This is a genomic window from Methylovirgula sp. (genome assembly GCF_037200945.1).
GTDB lineage: Bacteria > Pseudomonadota > Alphaproteobacteria > Rhizobiales > Beijerinckiaceae > Methylovirgula.
In genome coordinates this window covers 1,649,730-1,668,546 of the sequence record NZ_JBBCGP010000001.1, presented here as the reverse complement: position 1 = coordinate 1,668,546, position 18,817 = coordinate 1,649,730, and the positions used below count along the sequence as shown (strand labels likewise).

Below are 18,817 nucleotides of genomic sequence, written 5' to 3'. Positions count from 1 at the left end.
CTCAAATTCGCGCTGCCGATCATGTCAATGGCTCCGGTTGCGGTGTGTATCGGGGGTTGCCATGCCGAAGTACAGCTGGATGGCGCTCGTCGGCGTAGGCCTTTTATCCGGCTGCGGTTCGATGACGGGGCCGCCATCGATTACGGCCAGTCGGACGTTTTACAACGAAGTTATTCACGATACGTCGTCCGAGCAGTTGCTGCTCAATATCGTCCGCGCCAAGAACTACGAGACACCGAATTTCATCGATGTCTCGGAAGCTGACGCGACTGTCTCGTTTACGTCTGGTGTCAACGGCGGCCTTTCGGGTATCGGGGCGGTGCCGGGGATACACTCTACCAGCGCCGGAACGATTGCCGGCCAGGTGGGCGGGGTGACCGGCAATTTCAATTATGCCGATTCCGCGCTTGTCCGCTACGCGCCCGTCCAAGGCTATCCGCTCATCCAGCAAGTGTCGTCGCCGATCGCGCCGGTTTCGATCGTGCATATGTTCAATTCCGATTTCGGGCTCGCCGACGTGCTCGAATTTTCGGTCGACCGGCTCGCGCCCGGTTATACCGACAATTACGTCGCGCAGGACCGGATGGTTATGCTCGACCAGTTCGGTGCGATCGTTCTCGCGGCGGGCGCCGAGGAGGAAGGCAGCGGAGGTGGCAAACGGCACCGCGGAAGTGCGGCGGCAGGACCATCGCGCGATTCGGCCGAAGATAGTTCGACGCAGAACCTTAACGTGATCCTCCACCCGGGAAGTCTACACCCGAGCGGCTTCATCGCCGGGCGCGACTGTACCTTCGCGGAGCAGTCACCCGATGCGGCCGTCACCAAACTCTGGAGCGGGTTGCGCCAGCTTTATCGCGGTTCCGCCGCGAATATGATCACGCTGCGTGGCGCGGCAACATCAGATTTCTTCTTCACCACGCGTTCGGCCATCGGCGCTTTGAAGGAAGGAGAAGTCGATACGATTCACTTCGCGACACCGGAGGAAGCAGCCGAGATTCGGGCGCTCAACAATGCCGCGCCCTGCCGTATCAACGCCAACATCTTCTATTTCAACCCGCCCGCCGACAAGCGGACGCCGGATGAAGTCAATATCATGTGGAGCAGCTATCTCGCGGATGCGCTTGTCCCGAGGGTTGATCAGGACATCCGTGCCCGCACGATCTGGCGCGACACGCATCGCGCATTCATCATCGTCGAGCAGGGGCCGGGCGTGCCGCAGAATGCTTATGTCGCCGTCAACAAGCGCGGCACCTGGTATTGGATCGACAACGACGATCTCGTGTCGAAGGCGAATTTCGGCCTGCTAAACGAGATCGTGACGATCCAAGCCGTCCCCGAGACGCGTCAGCCGCTGACCCCATCGATCTCCGTCGGTCGCTAAAACTGGCCGACGTTAGCTCTGGTCGGACGCGTGTCCGTACATGCTCGGATCGTCCTTCGGGCCTGCCGAAGTCCAGATGACGCGCAGCGGCAGAGGTTCCTGCTGCTTCAGGCCACCATCCGGCCCAAACATCTGATTGGAGACCCATTTCTGGCACTGGTTTTGGTCGGCGCCGAGGAGGCGTTTTTCGATCTCCGCCGTCGAGGCCATACCGGCGCCCGATGCGGTTATCGATTCCACATTATCTGACAGGCAATCGAAGATGATCCGCTGCGCCCGGTAGATGAGCGTATAAGGATGATCGGCGCGGGCGAATTTATCATGAAAGTGCGAAACGCCGTCCGACGAAGCCTTCAACAGCAATTCCTCGGTGTCTTCGCGGACGTCGCCCTTCACCAGATCGCCGCGCGCCTGATAGAGCCGCTGCACGAACAAGGTTGCACTGCGGTTCGACGCCAGCAATTCCGATGTCTCAAACAAGCGGGAGTAAACCTCGCGTGCAGATTTCTTGATCAGCATGTCGAGGTCGGCCATTGACACCGCACCGTGATTGTTGCCCTCAAACAGGCCGCCGATCTCGTCGCTGACGCGTTTGATAATCATGCCGCGCAAGCGCTCGGCCGACCAATTCTCGCCGATGAAGGTCTCGAACCGCGCCAGCTTGGCTTGTAGGATGGCTTCCGTCAGCGCGTCCATCACGGCGGTCTCGGTCACGTCTCCCTGATGGTCGGAATCGCCGATCTTCTGCTTCAGCGTCTGCATGAGCTGATCGACCATCGACGTGTAATCGCGATCGGCATCGTTGCTCACAGCGTTATTCGACGTGTCCTGATCGTCCGACGAGCCAACCGCGCCAAGCGAATCACTGGCGTTGACGTTCTTGAGCAGCGCCATTTGCTCGTGCGCCGATGGCGGCGCGAGTTTGGCGAGTTCACGGGTCGATTCATCCGATGAAGACGACGACGCGGAATCGTCGTCATCGTCGCCCGAATCATTGTGGCGGCTCGTGTGATGCGTGCGTTCACGGTGGCGACGGCCACCACCATGATGGCAACACGGAAACGGAAAAGGGAAGAACCCAAATTGCGCTTGCGCCGGGGTAGGCGCAACGTACGCTGGGCCGCTTAATGCAAAGGCGCAGACGGCAATAAAGCTGGATGTTTTGAATAGATTCGATCGCTGGGCAGTCATCCCACTCTCCCAACCGCCAAGTATCATTTTAATTTATATTATACCGGACGGGCATCGAGTTCAACTATATTTGCGGACGCGACACATCAATAACGGTGGCGGCGGCGCGAGACGGTGCCATTGTCCACGCTCTCTCGTGCCTCCTTGATTTGTTGATAAATCAGGTCGGCGAAGGGAACCTTGGTTTTGCGCGCGAGCAGAAAGCTTGCGGCTAGGGTGCGCCGCAGCGTCTCGTTGTCGTAGCAACTGGTCTGACGCTCAATGCTGCGAAATTGCGGCTCCGTCGGCGCTTCCTTGCGACCCCAGTCCCACACCCAGATGCTGTCTGGACGCGTGTAACCGCCGGCACAGCCAAGCGGGACCTCCAGCTTACGGACTTCGACTTTGCGCACGTCAGGATTGACTGTGCCATAATATTTCTGCAGTCGCGCAACCTCGTCGTCGTTCAACAACGGCTTGCCATTGATATCGTTGGCCTGGCCAGTTACCGCCATTTCCGCGAGCAAGATACCTGCATCGATTTCGAAGAACGGGTTACCGTCTTCCGTTGACGGGTCCGCCTGGACTGACAGGTCGATTGCCTTATACGCGTATTGCATTGCCTTGAGCGGATTCTTCTCATAGCCGAATTCGCCGTTGCGATAGATTTCCGCAAGATAGGCCGCGGCGCGTGTCGAGCCTTGGCTCAGTGCCCGCTCCAGCAGATCGACGGCTTCGTTGGCGCCGTTTTCCGGATTGGTGAGAATACGTCCGGAGCGGAGTCTCTCGGCCAGATCGATTTCCGCATCTTCGTAGCCGCCATGCGCCGCAAGCCGGTAATAGCGCGCGGCGATTTCAGGCGCCGGAATCGGCAGGCCGTCGCCACGCTCCATCATATAGGCAAGGTTATATTGTGCCGCCGGATTATTCGACTGTGAGGCCCGGCCAAACCAGAGAAGCGCCAGCGAATTGTCGGACAGAACTGTTTTCGCATCGTCCGCATCGCCGTTCTCATCGTTGATTCTATAGCCCCGATAATAGAAAAGGCCGAGGTCGACTTTGGCATCGACCGACCCTGCATCCGCGGCGCGTTCCGCCCAATCGACGGCGCGGCGCGGATTGGGAGTCACACCCAGACCAATCCAAAGCGACTCGGCGACCTCGACCATGGCCGCGACCGAACCGGCTTCCGCTGCCTTCGCCATCCATTCATAAGACTGAGCGAAATCGGCCTGAATACCAAACGAACCTTTCTCGTAGCGCAAGCCGAGTTCATACATCGCCGCCGGAAAGCCCTGGTTGGCGGCTTCACTCAAGTCCTTGTTGGCCTCATCCTGATCTTGATCGGCGGATTCGGTATAATCGTAGAGTGTCGCCAGATTATAGAGCGCAGCGACATAGCCGCGTTCAGCCGCGTCCTTGAACGCGGCATGCGCGGCCAGCAATTTTTCCTGACGCGCCGGATCATCCGGGCGCATGGAGTTTGCCGCCGCAGCTTCGGCGCGCCCGTAATTATAGAGGAAGCGCGCGATGCGCGGGTTCCGCTTGATCGACTTCTGGCAGGCCGGCGCCGCAGCGTCGAAATCGATGTTGGCGAGCGGTACGCCGGGCACTTCCGGCGGTCTGGCCGTATCGATATCCGCGGCGGCAAGCCGATCGCAATCATCGATATCGCGATTGAGCGGCGTCGCGACCGCCGACGTGTCTTCCGGAGAATTGATCAAATTGACGAGCGCGCGGCGCGCCAGCTCCGCCGTTGGACAATCGTGGAATCGGCGGCGATGGCGCTCGAGCGTTTCGCGCGTCGGCCCCTGACTGATCTGCTCCCAATCCTGCTGCGCGCCTTCGCATTGCTGCTGCGAGAGCGGAAAGCGGTCCGCCCCGACGCCATCGATCAATTTGAAATCGGCGGCGGTGGCAAGATCGTTGAAATATTCCGGATCCTGCTGATAGCCCCCCTTCTCGGCATAGGAGTGAACGACAAGCCGGGCCCGGTCGGCCAATTGCGGCAGCGTTTGCCCTGGGCGTTGCATCTCCTGTCGCAAAACTTCCGTGAATAGCGAATTGCGGCGCCTGTCTCCGGGCCCAAAACTTTCGATGGCCGTCTCGCCGAACGACGCCGAATAAAGAACGAGGAAACCGTTCGGGAGATCGTCATCGGGCAACAGACGGCTGCCGGAAGTGGGGCTGCGCTTCAATGCACGAATATCGCCCGCCGCCGGGGGCAAGGAGCGGCAGGCGTCGAGGACGATGAAAGCGACGCGCGGTTTCTTTTCCGCGATCTGCTGGATGATTTCGGACGCCGAAACGCCGTCCTTGGGGATTTCTTCCGTTTCGTATTGGCCCTGGAAGGATGGCATTTTCAACGCGATGATATCGTCGCGCCGATCCGAATCGAGCAATTGCGACTTGGTGTAGGTCTTGAGGCTCTTCAAATCGCTGAACAGCAGATAATTCGTATTGGTCGCTTCGACGCCGACGCCGTGGCCGGAAAAAAAGAAGACGACATCGTCGCCTTCTTGAATCGTCTTGAGGAAGGCCTGGAATTTCTTGTCGAAATCGTCCTTCGTTCGCAGATCGGTGGCGAGCGTGACATTCTTCTTGTCGAAGCCGAGATCTTCCAAATCGCCGGCGATGTCGGCTGCATCGGCATCCGAACGGGTGAGGCTTTGAATGTCGGAGTCGGAATAGCGCTGCACACCGAGAACAAAGGCACGCCGCGTCTCCGCCTGCGCCCCGCTCACCGCGCCAAAGGTGCAGAGGCCGGCAAATCCCAAACATGCCAAGGCACGGACGGCCTGGTGCATTCGCAAACGCAACATCACGAACCTCTCTATCGCCGCCCGTCGAATTGCACGTCCAGTTTGTATCAGTCTTCTTATGGCGTCAGGCTGCGCCCGACACGAAATCCAACATTCGGCGATTCACGATCGTCCGCCGCGTCCCATGCCCGCGACGCCGCCCGCAAGGCATCCGGCTTGTCCGAATAAGAGCCGCCGCGGATGACCCGGTCGCTGCAATCGCCGGTGAGTACCGGGCTGCCATCGGCCGGGACTGAATCCAATTGGGCGTTCCAACAGTCTTCGACCCATTGCTGGACGTTTCCAAGCATATTGATGAGCCCAAACGGATTGGGCTTGCCCTGATCGACCGGAACCGTCTCCAACGCGCGATCGGCTTTCGTACTCCCCTCGTAGGAATAGCGCGAATCGTAATTGGCGAGCTCGGGCGAAATATCGCCGAACCAGAAGGGCGTATTCGGGCATTCGGCCGTGGTGCAGCCGCGCGCCGCATATTCCCATTCCGCCTCGCTCAGCAAGCGATAGGGCGCTCCGGTTTTGCTTTTGAGCCATTTGACATAGCCATTGGCATCGTTCCACGAAACGAAGATGACCGGGTGTTTGCCGCGGCCAAAGCCGTTGTCATCCGGCTTGTAGCCATTGCAGCCGCCATCGGCGACGCAGGCGTCCCATTCATCGAAGGTGACCGCATAGCGGCCCACCGCAAACGGCGCGCCGATGGTTACGCCATGCGGCGCCAATTCATTCGATTGCCGGCCGGGCTCGCCCGCGGGTGAGCCCAAGGTGGCCGCGCCGCGTGGCACGACGACCATTTGCGGACAATTCCTACACTCCTGAAAGACTTGGCCGCCCTTTGTCGCGAGATTATAGGGCGGCGGCTTGATAGCGATCGCCGGGGCCGCGGGCCTGACCAACTTCGGCGGCGCGATCGTCTGAACGGGCACGATCGGACCAACCGCCGCGATCACGGTCTTTTTCGAAGCTGGGGGTGGCGATGCCAGCTTTGCGGCCGGAGCGGGATTTAGAGGCGCCGGGTTGACCGCCGGGGCGGTTTCGCCATCGCCTTGCACGACGACGGCCGTCTTATCCGCAGTGGGTTTGGCCGGCGGCGGTTGAGGCGCCGGCTTTTGCTGAATTGTATCGTCGTTGTGCACAACGACAACCGGCGGCCGCGGCCAAAGCCCGTAAGCCGCACCGCCGCCAATGATTGCGACCCCGGCAACCAATGCCGCAATCATGGCTGGCGAGATGCGAGGTGTCGGCGTCGGTTTGGGCTTCGGCACAGGCTCCGGCAAGCGCGCTTCGGCCCCATTGACGATGACGGAGACGCGCCGGGTGAGCATCTCCATGGCCTGATTCCAATCCGGGAAAGCGTCGATCCAGTTGCGGGTGATCAGTTCATAGCGGAAGGCCTTGCTCGGCGTCGCATCCTCGATCCGGATGGGCACGACGGTCAGTTTGCGCTGGCTCGCCAGCGCGATCTCCTTCTTGATCTCGTCGGAATTGTTGGCGTTGGCAGAGAAGACCAGCACCATCACCTTGGCGTTCTCGATCGCATCGACGATGGCGTCGCCATAATTGTCGCCCGCGCCGATGTCCCGCTCGGAAATCCAGCAGGGAATGCCGTTTTTCTCGAGAACGTCGACGATCGTCCGCGATTGCTTATAATCGCGCGAGGAATGCGTAATAAAAACCGGCGCGCTCATGCAAATTCACTCTCCGGCAAACAGTCAATCCGCCGAGGATTTGATCGTATAATGCAATCTATTTTGCCGTAAATGTTATTGTTTCGCGCCGGGGCCGACAAAAGCCGCCCGGCGGAGAGCGTCACCCGCCGCTGACGAGCAGTTCGGTCACCTTCTTTGTCACCGCGATGAAATCATGCGGCCCCAAAGCGAGAGCGCCTTCGAACGGATAATCGAGCAGCCGGGCCACGACCAGAATGCTCGACACGGAAGCGGCAAATATCCCAGAGACGAGCGCGGCCGTCGTCCAAAAACGCAGCCCGGACAGAACAACGAAAGTAACGAGGATGGCCTCGAACCCGATCAGCACCGTCCAGAGCGCACCGGGAATGCCGCTGCCCGCTTGGTAGATTCTCACTTCGCGCTGCGCATGCGCTTGCGTGAGCAGCGAAAGGATTTCCGGCTTTGTATAGTTTTCGGCGGGGTCGTTAAATTTGAGACCGGCAGCCGCCTGGATCAGCGCCCGCAGCTTATGGTCGGTCAGGATATCTTCGCTACGGTGCGCGGCCATGATCGGCCATTCACTTTGCACGACGCTGTCGAGATAAGCCTGCTCCTTGTTCAGAATCTCCTTTGCCGCGGGCGGCGGCAAAGTGGCAGCGAGCATCGCGGCGCCATGCAGGGCGGCAACTTCCAGATCGATGGCCGCGGACGCTTCATTATATTCGGTCCAGGCCTCGCTAAAGACGAACGCAAGAAGAACGGCGAAAATGACGCCGAGCTGCAGGAAGACGGTCGAACCCACCTCATGATGTTCGCGCCGCAGATCGGCCGCGACAGCTTTCTGGACGACAAGCGTCACTGCGGCTGCAGCCAGCCCGACAACCAAAATAATCAGGACGGCCGTACTATAGCTCATGCGAGATAGCCTCCCCCCGAAAGCAAAATTTACCGGCTGCAACTTATCCGAAACTGTCGAGCGGACTTTGTCAAAGTATTGGGGCTGGCAGCACGGCGAGCACTTCGTGCGCGGCGCGAAGCCCGCTCTCCCACGCGCCATGCACCGTTGAGAAGAAAAACGGATGGGTCGCCTCGCCAGCGAAGAACAGCCGCTCCGCGACCGGCGCGGCAAGGGCCCCCCGCGCCGCGGCGTGACCGGGCAATGCATGGGAATAAGCGCCGAGCGCCCAGCGGTCTCGCCCCCATTCGGTTTCGGCGAGCGGCTGTGCACGGCGACGAAACGACGAGCCGAGAAGTTCGCTCAATTCATCAAGCGCAAAGGCGGTGAGAGCGCCCTTTCCTTCGCGGATCAAATCCTCAGCGTTCCGGCCGCCGAGATAGGCTTCGAGATAAGGACGTCCGAACGGACGCGTATGATAAGACCCCGTCGCAGCCCGGTCGATCCGGCCAAAGAAATGTCCCTCGACAGGCAGTTCTTCCGGCTTGTCCAGGTAGAAAAAGGCCTTCTCAGCTCTGCCCAGCGGCAGGCGTGCGGCGGCCTCGATCTTGTCTGGCAGAGCCGGCGAGAAAACGATCCGTTCTTTGGCGAGAAGGTTCGTCGGCACTGTAATGATCACCGTCCGCGCCGCGAGAGGACCTTGTTCGGTCTCCAGCCGTACCGGCGCGCTGCGATGATCGATTGCGGTAACGGCGCAGGAAAAACGCGGCGCCACCGAAGCCGTCAATGCCGCAACCGCCGCACCATATCCCTGTTTCAGGCGCCAATTCATGCCGGTGTCGACGTAGGCCGCATAGTCGAGCACGGAGACGCGATCATATTCGGCGCCATTATAATAAGAGCTCACGGCGTCAATCAGGCCGTTCCATCTGTCGCCCGGCTCGAAAAAGTCTGACGCCGGCGCATCGACATTCTTGAGCGCAGCCGCTGCGAGCCGCGCGTCGAAGGCTTCATAAGCTTCCGCGAACGCCTTCTGTTCTGCTGCGCTGAAGCCTTGATCGCCGGACTGGCGGCCCCAATTCGCTGCGCTTTTCTCCAGCGCCAGACCGGCATCCTCGATCAGCGGAACGAGGACGTTGCGATCAACCGAATGAACCCAGCCGCAACCCGCATCGAGCGGAATCTCGCCAAGCGCGATGAACGTATGAGCCCGGCCGCCCGCGCGCTCACGCGCTTCGAGAATAACGACCGATCGGCCCGCGTTCGTAAGCTCAAGCGCTGCTGTGAGTCCCGCCGCGCCGGCGCCGACGATCGCGACATCAAAAACACCCTGCATGTCGAATCGATTCTTTAAAGCTCCGCTTTGGCTACGTGCCAAGCTTTGCTTCATAACGCTCAGTTTGTGCGGCGACTAGCGGCGTCGTGTAACGCGCGCACTACGCATAACAGACATGCAGATTCTTCAAATAGATTTGAGCGCGAAACTGTGCGGCGGAGCGCATAGCTTTCGTGATTTCAAACGGCTTCGTTTTTCAATGACGCTTCGACGCAGCATGCCAGCAACATTGTCGCATCAATTTTGAATCAAATTGACGAGTATTATGGTTTACAAATTGTAAACGCGCATATCTAATGTGTTAACGTTATGTGAACACGTCGAGTTTTGCCGTGCTGAACGTCTCCGTTTCAGAAATTACGCGTCCTAAGGACATCCAGATTTCCTCGGATGAGGTGATCGATGCGATCCGCCATAAGTCTGGACCTCTCGCGCAGCTCAAACTCGATTACGAACCGCAGATCAAAACCCTCTGGGTCACTCTCGCGCCGGAACCGAAGCCGGTTTTCACGCTCGGGCTTGTCGATAGTCTCTTCCGTTTGCAAAAAGCCGTCATCGCGCTTTGGGGAAAAGAGAGCTACGCGCGATCCCCAATCCGCTTTTTTGTCTATCGTTCCAAGGGGCCGATTTTCACCCTTGGGGGTGATCTCGATTTTTACCTGGATTGTATCGCCAAGGGTGACAGGGCTGGTTTGTTGGAGCACGCGCGGCTCTCGGTTGAAGACGTCATCGGTAATGCTTCAAGCCTCTCGGGCGCCGCGATCACGATGGTGACGATCGAGGGCAAAAGCATTGGCGGTGGCGTCGACGCGCAGGTGTCTTGCAACATCGCGATCGCGGAAGAGCACACCTCGTTCAGCTATCCCGAAGTGAAGTTCAACCATTTCCCTGTTTCTGCCTCGGCGGTTCTCTCGCGACGCGTCGGCAATCGAATCGCGTTAAAACTTTTATCGAATGGCACCGAATCGACCGCAACAGAGTTCGAAGCTTTGGGCGCACTCGACGCTGTTACGGCCTCCGGCGAGGGTGAGGCGTGGATACGCAAATATGCGAGCGAGACGCTGCCGATACATGCTGCGCGGCTCGGCCTTTTTGAGGCTTTCTACCGTCCGCAGGCGGAGGCATTTCGCAACGAGCTGGGCTATTTGGCAGCAGCCTGGACCGACCACATGCTGAGGTTGTCCCCCATGGAGATTTCTCGCCTGCAGCGCATCAGCGCCACGCAAGACCGCATGCTGCAACGTCTCTACAGCCAAACGAAGGGTAGCGAAATGAGGACAAAAAGCCTTGAGCCTGGGCTCGTCTGAATTCGCTCTTGCGCCGTTGTGATCTGATCCATTTTGAGGCGCTCACATACAAATTGGCCTAAAATCTAATAATACCGGACAACGACCGGTCAATCATTCTATGTGCAGGGTGCGAACGAAATTTCTCGAGGCACGTTCGCAACCCAATGACGTTTAAGGACATCCGCTGGCATCTGTGGCGACGGGCGCAGCTTTGGAGACATGCGCACCGCGACGATGAGTTTTACAATTATCTCGTCGGCTCGCTGTTCACGTCGCAATCTTCCTTGAACTCGGCGAATTTCATGGGAACCGCGATTGCCCTCTCAGGCTTCGCGCTAACCAAGGATCGGCTGTTTCTCCTGCTCACCGCCCTGGCGCTGGTGTCCGGCCTTGGACGTACGATTCTTTTTCGCAGTTTCATTCGCCACAAGGACAAACTTAAAACGCGCGCGGACGGCGCCTATTACGAGCACCGCTTTTTTCTTTTTTCGTTCCTGTTCACTGCCGCTTTCGGAATGAGTTGTTACGAACTCATCCAATATCCCGGAGCGCAAGCCATCGCCAATGGCGCTGCCGTCGGCTACGCCATGGGTGTTGTCGCCCGCAACGCAGGGCGCCCGAGCATCGTGATTACACAGGTCATGTTGATGATCGTCCCGATGATCATCGGTTTCGGGTCGATGCACAACACCTATGGCAACGCGACCGCCATACTGCTGGTGGGGACAATCATCACTACGCTCGCCGTGACCGTCTCCCTGCATAAGAATGTGATCGCCGTCTACAATGCGGACAAGGCGACGCAACACCTCGCAATGTACGACAGCCTCACCGGGCTCATGAACCGTTACACATTCGGCGAGCAGATTGCGCATGCAATCGCGACGCAGCCGAATGAAGGGTTCGCGATTCTCTATATTGATCTCGACCGATTCAAGGATATCAACGATACGCTGGGTCACACAGCCGGCGACGCCGTCATTATCGAGGTCGCACGGCGGCTGCGGGCGGTCACGCGCGGTGGCGATTTCATCGCCCGCTTCGGCGGCGACGAATTTCTCGTCAAGATTAGCGGCGCGGACTTGGTGGATACCAGTCGCATCGTTGAGCGCATTGTCATAGCTTTGACCCAGCCGCAAAGCGTCGACGGCAAGGTCTTTGCGCCTTCGGCCAGCATCGGCGTCGCGCTCTTCCCTGAGAATGGACAGATCGCCGGCGACATTATCAAGAAAGCCGATATCGCGCTTTATGAGGCCAAGCGCGCAGGCGGCAAGACATTCCGCATTTTCGCGTCTGACATGGAGCATGACTTGCACGCGCAACGTGCCCTGCGCAGCGAGATCGAGCTCGCCATCGAGCGGCATGAATTTTTACTCCACTATCAGCCGATCTACGAGCTTGGTTCCCGGAATATCATCGCCGTGGAAGCTCTGCTTCGGTGGAATCATCCGACACGCGGCTTGCTGCGTCCAGACGCCTTCATTGCGGTCGCGGAGGAGACACGGGCAATCATCGACATCGGCGAGCAGGTGCTTGACGCGGCGTGCCGAATGGCTGTGCGGCTGCCCGAGCACATCGCCGTCGCGGTCAATCTTTCGACGATTCAGTTTTGCCAGCCCGAGCGCCTCATTGCTGCGGTCCGCGGCAGCCTGCAACGCGCCGGGCTGCGCCCGAACCGTTTGCATCTTGAAATCACCGAAAGTCTTCTGCTGGCGAATACGCCATCGGCACGCAAGACGCTCGACACGCTCACAGGCACGGGGGCCAAACTGGCGCTCGACGATTTTGGCACCGGCTATTCTTCCTTGTCCTACATCCTGGATTTTCCGTTTTCCAAGATCAAGATCGACAAGAAATTCACCAGCAGTCTTTACTGCAACACCGCCTCACCAGCGATCATCAAGGCTGTCGCGCAGCTTGCCGGCGATCTATCGCTTGAAGTCGTTGTCGAGGGCATCGAAACACGGGAACAGGAAGCTTTCGTCCAAACCCTCGGGCCGACACAAGGGCAAGGCTATCTGTTCAGCGTACCGCTCGCGAGCGAGGAATTGCTGAGCCGAATCGCCCGTCAGGCCGGCGATTGGCAGCCCATGAGTTTGGCCAGCTGATCGGCTATCATTTTGCCGCCCGCGCGCGGGCCACAGCGTTGCGGAAACCGGCCTCGTCGAGCGTGCCGGCGATCAGATAAGGTCCGACAAGAAAGACCGGCGTGCCCTGCAGATGCAGTGCGTTGGCCTCGGCGATATTCCTTTGCAGCAGCGCCCCGATGTCTTCGTTATGCGCGGCAAGATCTTTGTTCAGGTGGTTCACATCGATGCCCGCGGATTGCACGACGGCCTTGATCAGAGGCAGCGTTGCCGGACGCAATGTGATGGCCATGAGCGCATCATGCGCTTGCTGATATTTGCCCTGATAATTGGCTGCGAGCGCGACCTTCGCCGCGATGATTGAGGATTGTGCCAGGATCGGCCAATCCTTGTAGATCACCTTCACGTGTCCGTCGCTCGCGATGAATTTATCGAGGTCCGGCGTCGCGCGGCGGCAATATGGGCAATTATAGTCGAGGAAGGCGACAATGGTGATGTCGCCCTTTGGGTTGCCGCCAACGGGCGCCGCCGGATCGCCGAGAATGCTCGTCACGAGGTCGGGCTTCTGGTCCGCTTCAGCGAGCGGCGCGGCGGCGGCAAAGGCGACGAATGCAATCAGCGTCAAAAGATATTTGGACATGAAGTCTCGCGTCGATGTCGGTGTTGGGGAGGCAGGCGTATGGAGAACATCGATCCCGACAAGGCCTATCTTCTTCTCGAGTCCGGACCAATAGTCCTGGTGACGACGCGTCATGGCGAGCATGCGAACATCATGACGATGGGCTTTCATATGGTGATGCAGCATACGCCACCGCTCATTGGCTGCATCATCGGCCCCTGGGATTACAGCTACAAGGCGTTGAAAGAAACTGGCGAATGCGTGATCGCGATCCCGACCGTCGATCTCGCCCGCAAGGTCGTCGAGATCGGCAATTGCACAGGCGCCGAGACGGATAAATTCGCGAAGTTCAAATTGACTCCTAAAAAGGCGTCAAAGGTTGGCGCACCGCTCATCGCGGAATGCCTCGCCAATATCGAATGCCGCGTCGCCGATACAAGCCTCGTCGGCAAATACAATCTGTTCATTCTCGAGGCCGTCGCGATCTCGATCGATCGCGTACGCAAGGAGCGACGCCTGCTGCACCACAACGGCGACGGGACATTCACAATCGACGGCCGCAAGCTCGACCTGAGAGATCTGATGATCCAATGGAAGCAGTTTCAGGTGCCGCTTTAAGCTATTTGGCTGGGACAGGTTTTCAGCCGCTCGATCAACCACCGCCCCGCCGGTCCCGGCGGTGCCGTCGTCCGATAGACGGCGTGCATCGGCAATATGAGGCCGGTGGCGGGCACGCCTTCGATATTGAGCTCAACAAGTCTGCCATTCTCAAGATCCTGCCTCACCGTATGCAACGGCATGCCACCGAAGCCGAGGCCGTTGAGCAGGAAAGCGTGTTTGGCAAAGAGATCGGACAATCGCCACGTGGACGGCGATATGACGCCGAACTCACGCCCCGACGAAAGAGTCGAACGATCCGTCAGGACAAGCTGCACATGCCGCGCAACCTCTGTTTTCGGGATCGGACCTTCATAGGAGGCGAGCGGGTGGTCTCGCGAGGCAACGAGGACCAGCCTGAACTCCGTCAGAGCTTCGCTCATGATCGACGACGGCATGAATGGCAACGAGCCGGCAATTCCAAGGCTGGCGCGGCCATCAAGCAGCGGCTGAAAGACGCCGCCCAGCGCTTCGACATAAAGACGCAGCGGTGTGTCCGGGAACTTCACGCGAAATTCTTTCGCCGCAGCGGTGATCGCCTCGATCGGCATAAACACGTCGACAACGACCGAAAGCTCCGGTTCAAGGCCCTCGGACATGCCGCGGGCCCGCGCCTTCATGGAATCGACGCCGGAAACGATGCCGCGTGCATCGGCGAGCAGAACCGTGCCGGCGCCGGTCAATTTCGGATAGCGGCCACTGCGGTCGAAAAGTGGCACGCCGATCTGCGCCTCAAGTGCGCTGACCATTTCGCTGACCACGGACTGCGCGCGGTGCAGCTTCCGCGCGGCGCCGGAAAAGCTGCCCTCTTCGACGGCCGTGATAAAAGTGCGCAATTGATCGAGCGAAACGCCGTCGAGCATGAGACCTATCGGATATTCAGATGGATAGGATCGAAATATAACGGCTATTCAAATAGAGCGCAATCGTGAGACCAAACCCGCGCTATTCGCGCCGCATCAGCGGCGGCGGAAAATCGCCCTTCGCCCCGCGATCCGGGCGTCCTCAGGAGTGTCCCCATGAAAACGCATATTTTTGCCGCGCGCGCTTTGACCGCGGCAATCGCCTTCGCGGCGGTCTCGGCCCAGGCCCAGGCACCCGCGCGCGATCCGGCGACCGTCAAAGCCGGCACTTATAAAGTTGAGCCCTACCACACTCAGGTTTCCTTCACGCTCTCTCACTTCGGCCTCAGCGAATTTTCAGGCTTCTTCTCCGGCGCTTCCGGCTCGCTGAAGCTCAACCCTGCCAATCCGGCGGCCGATAAGCTCGACGTGACGATCCCGGTCGACTCGGTGCTGACGACCGTCCCGAAGCTCAACGACGAGTTGAAGGGTGACAAGTGGTTCGACGCAGCGAAATATCCGACCGCTGAATTCACCTTGACCAAGGTGACGCTCGCGGGCAAGGCCAGCGCGATCATCAGCGGCACACTGACCCTCCACGGCGTGACCAAGCCGATCACACTGAAAGCCCATCTCGTCGGCGCCGGCGTCAACCCGATCGACAAGGCCTATACGGTCGGCTTTTCGGCGACCGGCACGATCAAGCGCAGCGCGTTCGGCGTCAGCGCTTATGTGCCCTATGTCGGCGATGACGTTCACCTGACGATCGCGGGAGCCTTCGAGCTTCAGCAGTAAAAGATGACCACGGTCGCGCGCGCAGAGAGAGGCAACCGCTACACGGCGGTTGCTATTTTTCTTCATTGGGCCATGGCGCTGGGCATCCTCGCGCTCATCGTTATCGGCCTGGTGATGACGCATGTGAAGCTGAAGCCCTTCGATCTTTTCCGGCTCTACCAGCTGCATAAATCGATCGGCATCACCATCCTGCTGGCAGCGTTTTTGCGGCTCGCCTGGCGGCTCATGCACAAGCCGCCAGCGTTGCCCTCGGCGATGCCGCCGGTGGAGCGCAAGGCGGCCGAGGCAACCCATCTGCTGCTCTATTTTTATCTTTTCATGCTGCCTTTGACCGGTTGGGCCGTGGTCTCAGCCGCGGTGCTGAATATCCCGACCTATCTGTACGGAATCATTCCGTGGCCGCATCTCCCCATCCTGTCGACGCTGCACAACAAAAAGCCGGTCGAGCATATCCTCGCGCTGACACATACCTATCTCGCGTGGTCGCTGATCGCATTGCTCGTGCTGCACACCGCTGCGGCGCTCCGCCATCATCTGATCCTGCGCGACGATATTCTGACACGGATGCTGCCGTGGGGACGCCGGCAGGCCAAAATAAAAGAGACTTCATCTCGATGACAAAATTCAAATGGCGCGCAGGGTTCGCCGTCGCGATGTTGATGGCCGCCCATGCAGCTTTCGCTGCCGGTGCCCCCGTCTGGACTGTCGATCCCGCCAAAAGCAAACTCGGTTTCTCCGGTTCGCAAACCGGCCAGCCGTTCAACGGCAATTTCGCACGCTTTAATGCGGCCATTGCCTTCGACCCCGCGCATCTCGACGCGTCGCAAATCAAGGTGACGGTCGATGTTGCGAGTGCGGCGACCGGCGACCCGCAGCGCGACGGGGCCTTACCCGGCGACGACTGGTTCAACATTTCGCAATTTCCGCAGGCGACCTTTGTTTCGGAGAAAATTCTCAAGAAGCCGGATGGCACCTATGAAGCCGACGGCAAACTGACGCTGCGGGGCACCACGCATCCGCTCGTCCTACCTTTTGCGCTCGACATCAACGGCACGAGCGCCCATGCCAAGGGCCACGTCAGCCTCGTCCGTACCAATTTCGGCATCGGCCAGGGGCAATGGGCTACCGGCGATTACGTTGCGCTCGACGTCGGGATCGACATCGATATCGTCGCCAACCGTGCGAAGTGATTATCTGCGCGAAATAATTGCCCGCGAAGGAGAAGGTCGTGGAAATCGGCATCGACAGTTTTGCCGCCAATGTTCCGGACCCCGTGACGGGCAGGCTGACGCCGCCCGCAATTCGGATGGCCGATCTGATCGATGAGATCGAGGTGGCCGATCGCGTCGGCCTCGATGTCTTTGGCATCGGCGAACATCATCGGCCAGAATTTCTCGACTCGGCGCCGGCGGTGATCCTTGCCGCCGCCGCGGCGCGGACGAAAACGATCCGCCTTGGCAGCGCCGTAACGGTGCTCAGCGCCGCCGATCCGGTACGCGTCTTCCAGGAATTCGCGACGCTCGACCTCATTTCGCAAGGCCGCGCCGAAATCATCGTCGGCCGCGGTTCCTTCGGCGAAGCCTATCCGCTGTTCGGCTTCAAGTTTGAAGATTACGATGAGCTTTTCGTCGAAAAGCTGCGTCTGCTGCTCAAGATTCGCGACGCGACCGAAGTCACATGGGCCGGCCACTTTCGGCCGCCACTAAACGGCCAGGGCATCTATCCGCGTCCGTTGCAGGCGAAGCTACCGATCTATGTCGGCGTCGGTGGCACGCCGGAATCCTTTGCTCGCGCCGGGACCTTGGGCCTGCCGTTGATGGTCGCGATCATCGGCGGCGAATTTCGACGTTTCCGTCCGCTTGTCGATCTTTATCGTGACGCAGGCCGCCGCGCCGGCCACCCGCCGGAGGTGCTGCAAGTCGGTCTTCATGCCATTGGCTTTGTCGCCGAGACAGCGCAGGACGCCCGCGACACGTTCTTTCCCGGTTGGCTCACAATGTTCGGCGCCATCGGCCGCGAGCGCGGCTGGTCACCGCCGTCGCGCAGCCAGTTCGATGCGATGGCCGGTCCGCACGGTGCTTATCTGGTCGGCGACCCGGAGTCCGTTGCGGCAAAAATGCTGCGCGCGAGCGAGACGCTGGGCGGCGTTTCGCGCATCACGTTGCAGATGAGCGTCGCATCGCTCGATCATAGGGTCATGACGCGGTCGATCGAACTCCTCGGCACGGAAGTCGCGCCGCGCGTCCGCGCCGCCGCACAAAGCGGGGAGCCATCGCATGGGTGAATTGATCGACGGCGCCTGGGTGACGAACGCGATGGACGGCGTCGTCAAGGACGGCGTTCTGCATCGGCCCCCATCGATCTTCCGCAATTGGGTGACGGCCGACGGAACCGTGCCGGCGGGCGCACGCGGCTACAAGGCGGAAGCCGGGCGCTATCATCTTTACGTTTCGCTCGCCTGCCCCTGGGCGCATCGCACGCTCATCATGCGCAGCCTGAAAGGGCTCGCGGGCATGATCTCCGTGTCGGTCGTCAATTGGCTGATGGCTGAGGACGGCTGGACCTTCGCACCCGGCGAAGGCGTGATCCCGGACACGATCAATAGCGCCGACAAATTGCGGGACATCTATGTCCTTGCCGATTCGCATTGCACCAGCCGCGTGACGGTGCCGGTGCTCTGGGACAAAGAGACGAAGACGATCGTCTCGAACGAATCCGCCGAGATCATCCGGATGTTCAATTCGGCCTTCGATCATCTCGGCGCGAAGCAAGGCGACTATTACCCGGCGCCTCTGCGCGCCGAGATCGATGCGGTGAACGCGCGTATTTACCCGGGCCTCAACAACGGCGTCTATATGGCTGGCTTTGCGCGTAAGCAGGCGGCATATGAAGAGGCCGCAGAGCGCGTGTTCGCGACTCTCGATTGGCTCGAGCGGCGGCTGTCACGCCACGATTACCTCGTCGGCGATACGCTCACCGAAGCCGACATTCGCACATTCACGACGCTCGTGCGTTTCGACGCCGTCTATTACGGCCATTTCAAATGCAATCGGCGCGCAATCGTCGATTATCCGGCGGTCTGGAATTTTACCCGCCGTCTCTATCAGCACCCCGATATCCGCCCGACGGTCAATTTCCTCCACATCAAGCGGCATTATTGCATGAGCCACCGCTGGATTAACCCGACCGGCATCGTGCCGATTGGGCCCGAGCGCGATTTCGATGCGCCGATTAAAAGGTTGCACAGCGCCAGCTGA

General features: G+C 59.6%; 16 protein-coding genes. 9 read left to right on the top strand and 7 right to left on the bottom strand.

Annotated elements, in window-relative coordinates; all coding sequences use genetic code 11:
* Positions 1-61 precede the first annotated feature (61 nt).
* Positions 62-1,381, top strand: coding sequence for a hypothetical protein (locus WDN02_RS08130; RefSeq protein ID WP_337293009.1), 1,320 nt, complete (start codon positions 62-64; stop codon positions 1,379-1,381).
* 12 nt (positions 1,382-1,393) lie between these two features.
* On the opposite strand, the gene WDN02_RS08125 is transcribed toward WDN02_RS08130, so the two are convergent.
* The 5 genes from WDN02_RS08125 to WDN02_RS08105 form a co-directional block, all read right to left on the bottom strand.
* Entirely contained in the window at positions 1,394-2,572 is a 1,179-nt protein-coding gene (locus tag WDN02_RS08125) for a hypothetical protein (protein WP_337293008.1), read from the bottom strand.
* A gap of 86 nt (positions 2,573-2,658) precedes the next feature.
* On the bottom strand, positions 2,659-5,373 hold the full coding sequence (locus tag WDN02_RS08120) for a DUF2610 domain-containing protein (protein WP_337293007.1): 2,715 nt from the start codon (positions 5,371-5,373) through the stop codon (positions 2,659-2,661).
* Between the two features lie 56 nt (positions 5,374-5,429).
* On the bottom strand, positions 5,430-7,058 hold the full coding sequence (locus tag WDN02_RS08115) for an SUMF1/EgtB/PvdO family nonheme iron enzyme (protein WP_337293006.1): 1,629 nt from the start codon (positions 7,056-7,058) through the stop codon (positions 5,430-5,432).
* Positions 7,059-7,179: 121 nt separating this feature from the next.
* Positions 7,180-7,956, bottom strand: a complete 777-nt coding sequence (locus WDN02_RS08110; RefSeq protein ID WP_337293005.1) for a hypothetical protein — start codon at positions 7,954-7,956, stop codon at positions 7,180-7,182.
* Positions 7,957-8,026: 70 nt separating this feature from the next.
* The gene (locus WDN02_RS08105; protein ID WP_337293004.1) at positions 8,027-9,271 is read right to left on the bottom strand and encodes an NAD(P)/FAD-dependent oxidoreductase; all 1,245 of its coding nucleotides are present in this window, start codon (positions 9,269-9,271) and stop codon (positions 8,027-8,029) included.
* Between the two features lie 332 nt (positions 9,272-9,603).
* Here WDN02_RS08105 and WDN02_RS08100 point away from each other — a divergent pair, with 332 nt between their 5' ends.
* On the top strand, positions 9,604-10,578 hold the full coding sequence (locus tag WDN02_RS08100; RefSeq protein ID WP_337293003.1) for an enoyl-CoA hydratase-related protein: 975 nt from the start codon (positions 9,604-9,606) through the stop codon (positions 10,576-10,578).
* Positions 10,579-10,724: 146 nt separating this feature from the next.
* Positions 10,725-12,668 (top strand): EAL domain-containing protein, encoded by a 1,944-nt coding sequence (locus WDN02_RS08095; RefSeq protein WP_337293002.1) that lies wholly within the window; start codon positions 10,725-10,727, stop codon positions 12,666-12,668.
* Positions 12,669-12,675: 7 nt separating this feature from the next.
* Here the strand turns inward: WDN02_RS08095 and WDN02_RS08090 are convergent, their stop codons facing one another.
* The gene (locus tag WDN02_RS08090) at positions 12,676-13,287 is read right to left on the bottom strand and encodes a DsbA family protein (protein ID WP_337293001.1); all 612 of its coding nucleotides are present in this window, start codon (positions 13,285-13,287) and stop codon (positions 12,676-12,678) included.
* A 39-nt stretch (positions 13,288-13,326) separates the two neighbouring features.
* Here WDN02_RS08090 and WDN02_RS08085 point away from each other — a divergent pair, with 39 nt between their 5' ends.
* Positions 13,327-13,884 carry a flavin reductase family protein gene (locus tag WDN02_RS08085; protein ID WP_337293000.1) on the top strand — a complete coding sequence of 186 codons (558 nt, stop codon included), beginning with the start codon at positions 13,327-13,329 and terminating at the stop codon, positions 13,882-13,884.
* On the opposite strand, the gene WDN02_RS08080 is transcribed toward WDN02_RS08085, so the two are convergent.
* Positions 13,881-14,786 carry a LysR family transcriptional regulator gene (locus WDN02_RS08080; protein ID WP_337292999.1) on the bottom strand — a complete coding sequence of 302 codons (906 nt, stop codon included), beginning with the start codon at positions 14,784-14,786 and terminating at the stop codon, positions 13,881-13,883. The two genes, WDN02_RS08085 and WDN02_RS08080, sit on opposite strands and share 4 nt — an antisense overlap.
* A gap of 156 nt (positions 14,787-14,942) precedes the next feature.
* Between WDN02_RS08080 and WDN02_RS08075 the strand changes: the two genes are divergently transcribed.
* The 5 genes from WDN02_RS08075 to WDN02_RS08055 are packed head-to-tail and all read left to right on the top strand — an operon-like array spanning position 14,943 to position 18,817.
* A complete protein-coding gene (locus WDN02_RS08075; protein ID WP_337292998.1) occupies positions 14,943-15,560 on the top strand; it encodes a YceI family protein in 618 nt (205 codons plus the stop codon).
* 3 nt (positions 15,561-15,563) lie between these two features.
* The gene (locus tag WDN02_RS08070; protein ID WP_337292997.1) at positions 15,564-16,178 is read left to right on the top strand and encodes a cytochrome b; all 615 of its coding nucleotides are present in this window, start codon (positions 15,564-15,566) and stop codon (positions 16,176-16,178) included.
* A complete protein-coding gene (locus WDN02_RS08065) occupies positions 16,175-16,750 on the top strand; it encodes a YceI family protein (RefSeq protein ID WP_337292996.1) in 576 nt (191 codons plus the stop codon). The genes WDN02_RS08070 and WDN02_RS08065 overlap by 4 nt, the downstream gene beginning before the upstream one ends.
* Before the next feature lie 38 nt (positions 16,751-16,788).
* Complete coding sequence (locus tag WDN02_RS08060) at positions 16,789-17,844, top strand: LLM class flavin-dependent oxidoreductase (RefSeq protein WP_337292995.1); 1,056 nt, start codon at positions 16,789-16,791, stop codon at positions 17,842-17,844.
* Between the two features lie 31 nt (positions 17,845-17,875).
* On the top strand, positions 17,876-18,817 hold the full coding sequence (locus tag WDN02_RS08055) for a glutathione S-transferase family protein (protein WP_337294895.1): 942 nt from the start codon (positions 17,876-17,878) through the stop codon (positions 18,815-18,817).

Excerpts from the sequence above, each read along its gene's own strand:
- WDN02_RS08110 (WP_337293005.1), bottom strand. The coding sequence starts at position 7,956 with ATGAGCTATAGTACGGCCGTCCTGATTATTTTGGTTGTCGGGCTGGCT.
- WDN02_RS08105 (WP_337293004.1), bottom strand. The coding sequence starts at position 9,271 with ATGCAGGGTGTTTTTGATGTCGCGATCGTCGGCGCCGGCGCGGCGGGA.
- WDN02_RS08130 (WP_337293009.1), top strand. The coding sequence starts at position 62 with ATGCCGAAGTACAGCTGGATGGCGCTCGTCGGCGTAGGCCTTTTATCC.
- WDN02_RS08115 (WP_337293006.1), bottom strand. The coding sequence starts at position 7,058 with ATGAGCGCGCCGGTTTTTATTACGCATTCCTCGCGCGATTATAAGCAA.
- WDN02_RS08065 (WP_337292996.1), top strand. The coding sequence starts at position 16,175 with ATGACAAAATTCAAATGGCGCGCAGGGTTCGCCGTCGCGATGTTGATG.
- WDN02_RS08125 (WP_337293008.1), bottom strand. The coding sequence starts at position 2,572 with ATGACTGCCCAGCGATCGAATCTATTCAAAACATCCAGCTTTATTGCC.
- WDN02_RS08085 (WP_337293000.1), top strand. The coding sequence starts at position 13,327 with ATGGAGAACATCGATCCCGACAAGGCCTATCTTCTTCTCGAGTCCGGA.
- WDN02_RS08120 (WP_337293007.1), bottom strand. The coding sequence starts at position 5,373 with ATGTTGCGTTTGCGAATGCACCAGGCCGTCCGTGCCTTGGCATGTTTG.
- WDN02_RS08075 (WP_337292998.1), top strand. The coding sequence starts at position 14,943 with ATGAAAACGCATATTTTTGCCGCGCGCGCTTTGACCGCGGCAATCGCC.
- WDN02_RS08070 (WP_337292997.1), top strand. The coding sequence starts at position 15,564 with ATGACCACGGTCGCGCGCGCAGAGAGAGGCAACCGCTACACGGCGGTT.
- WDN02_RS08055 (WP_337294895.1), top strand. The coding sequence starts at position 17,876 with ATGGACGGCGTCGTCAAGGACGGCGTTCTGCATCGGCCCCCATCGATC.
- WDN02_RS08090 (WP_337293001.1), bottom strand. The coding sequence starts at position 13,287 with ATGTCCAAATATCTTTTGACGCTGATTGCATTCGTCGCCTTTGCCGCC.
- WDN02_RS08080 (WP_337292999.1), bottom strand. The coding sequence starts at position 14,786 with ATGCTCGACGGCGTTTCGCTCGATCAATTGCGCACTTTTATCACGGCC.
- WDN02_RS08095 (WP_337293002.1), top strand. The coding sequence starts at position 10,725 with ATGACGTTTAAGGACATCCGCTGGCATCTGTGGCGACGGGCGCAGCTT.